A 2,326-nucleotide genomic window follows, 5' to 3' on the forward strand; every position below is an offset into this window, starting at 1 on the left:
AGTTGGTCTCGCGGCGGACGAACTCGTCATCGTCATTGGCGCTCATCGGGCCGCCGAACACCACCGTGCCGGCATGGCCGTCCAGCGTTTCCGGCAAGGTGTCGCCCAGCGGCGGCCGGCGGATGTCGAGATCGAAGCCCTCCTCCAGAAGCATGTGGCCGACACGTCCGGGGCTCGAATTCTCCTGATGCAGCACGATCAGGATTTTGGGCTTCGAACTCGTTTGGCGCGGCATGGGTAGGCGAAATCCCGTCTATTCGTCGTTCGATGTTCCGGTGGCGCCGGGCGCGTGCGCCGCCGCCTTGCGGCGCGCCTCGACGCGGTCGCGGCGTTCGACGCCGATCAGCTCGGCAACGCGCCAGACGGTGTTATCCTCCAGCTCGTGCAGCTCGCCATCGGCATAGACGATCTCCCACATCAGGCCGATGAAGGCCTTGCGCGCATCGGCATCGAGATGGCGCTTCAAGACACTGGTGAAGGCATAGAGATCGATCGCCTCATTGTCGGCCCGCTCGCCGGCGGCGACGAGCGCTTCGAGTTCGGCGCCGCTGATCGAGTAGCTCTCCGCCAGCACCGCCTTGAACCGCTCCCACTCGACATCCTGGCGCACACCATCGGCATTCATCACATGGTAGAGAAGCGCCGAGGCCGCGATGCGCGGATCGTCCGTGCTGGCATGCGTGTCGGCGCCGGCCGGCAAATCCCTGAGAAATGACAGAACGCGTTCAAACATAAGTCCATTCCTCAGAGCATGATGCCGAAAAGTGTGAAGCGGTTTTCGGACGACATCGTGCTCTATCTCCTTGAGTCAGAGGGGGGCTGACGGCCGGCCCAATTCAAAACAGCCGAAACCGGCGCGGCGATTTTTCCGCTTCCTCGTCCGGATCGACGCCGGGATCGTCCGGCAGCCGTGCAAGCTCCTCGGCCGGCTCGACAGCCTCGGCATCGGTCGGCACCGCGGCGAAGGCCGCCGCCGTGATTGGCTTGACATGATCCTCGTGGCTCTCGGCGTCCTTGCCGCCTGCCTCGCCCTGACCGGCGTCATCGATCACGTCGGCCGGCTTTTTTTCGCTTATCGGCTTTGCCAGTGCTTCAATGACCGGCGCCGCGCTGGCTGGTGCATCCTCATGGCTGTCGATCAACTGGCCGAGACGCTCCATCGGCGCGCGCCATTCGAAGGCATCGAGCCGGCCGGTAATCGGTGACACCGGCGCCCAATGTTCGGACACCACGCCGTCGGCGACCCAGGCCGGATCGCGCGGCGCCCGCACCGCCCTCGACAGCAGTTGCCGCACCTTGCCCTGGTCGCCGGTCTCGGCCTCCTCGATGTCGGCGAGCAGCAGATAGGCGCCCTCGCGGCGATCCATCCGGATCGCGGCCTCGGCCTCGCGGCGGGCGGTCGAGAAATCCTGCGCGTCGAGTGCGGCGCGCGCCACCGTCATCGACGACTCGGCGTGGTTCTTCTTCATCTCCTGCAGCTTCTTCGCCCGGTTGAGGCGGTCGAGCACGGCGTCGCCCGGTCTGGCATGGGTATAGAGTTCGGCGACCTCCGGATGCGGCTCGGCCTTCCACGCCGCCTCGAGGATCTTTGAGCCCTTGCGCACGTCGTTCTGTTTGAACAGCGCGGCGGCGGCGGCAACGGCGGCGGGCGCGAAGTCCGGTCGCAGCCGGTTTGCCTCGATCGCCGCGGTTCTGGCGGCAGCGGGATCGCTGTCGGCAAGCGCCTGCGCCTTGGCGGTCAGCAGCACGGCGCGGCGGCGGGTGGCCGCGTCGCGTTCGATCTGCCGTGTCGACTTCTGCGCGTCGACCAGTTTCAAGGCGCCGTCCCAATCGCCGCGTGCGGTCAGCTCTTCCAGCGTCGATTCGGCTGCCCACGCCAGCTGCGGCGCCACAGCGGCAGCACGGCCGGCATAGTGCCGGGCGGCGTTGCGGTCGCCGAGCCGTTCGGCTTCGAGATAGAGCCCGCGCAAACCCAACAGCCGCATTTCGGGATCGTCGAGCATGCTCTCGAATTTCTGCCGCGCGCCTTCATGATCGCCTTCGAGCAGCGACGCCTGCGCCTCGAGCAGATGGATCAGCGGTTCCTGGTCGGAGCGGATCAGCTTGGCGGCTTCCTTGGTCTTCTTACGGGCCAGCGCGCCGTCACCGGCGCCGGCCGCGATCATGCCGGTCGACAACGCCTGATAACCACGGTCGCGGCGGCGGACACGGAAATAGCGCGAGATGGTGTAGGGGCTGTTCCACAGCGACTTGAGCAGCCACCAAAGGATCATCACGGCCGCGACCACGGCAACGACAGCCACCGCCGCCACCATCAGGCTGACCT

The 2,326-nt window shown here is 66.6% G+C and carries 2 protein-coding genes and 1 pseudogene; all 3 read right to left on the reverse strand.

What is annotated here, in order from left to right; genetic code table 11:
- Window positions 1–235 (reverse strand): annotated as a pseudogene (locus EN935_RS31620) (GMP synthase); the annotation flags it as partial.
- A gap of 18 nt (window positions 236–253) precedes the next feature.
- Entirely contained in the window at window positions 254–733 is a 480-nt protein-coding gene (locus EN935_RS31625) for a TerB family tellurite resistance protein (RefSeq protein WP_126066871.1), read from the reverse strand.
- Between the two features lie 103 nt (window positions 734–836).
- On the reverse strand, window positions 837–2,326 hold a 1,490-nt coding region (locus tag EN935_RS31630), incomplete at its 5' end, for a heme biosynthesis protein HemY (RefSeq protein WP_164771513.1).

Origin of the sequence: Mesorhizobium sp. M7D.F.Ca.US.004.03.1.1 (assembly GCF_003998635.1) — a bacterium.
Classification (GTDB): domain Bacteria; phylum Pseudomonadota; class Alphaproteobacteria; order Rhizobiales; family Rhizobiaceae; genus Mesorhizobium; species Mesorhizobium loti.

Coding starts and splice junctions, on each gene's coding strand:
- EN935_RS31625 (WP_126066871.1), bottom strand. CDS start 733: ATGTTTGAACGCGTTCTGTCATTTCTCAGGGATTTGCCGGCCGGCGCC.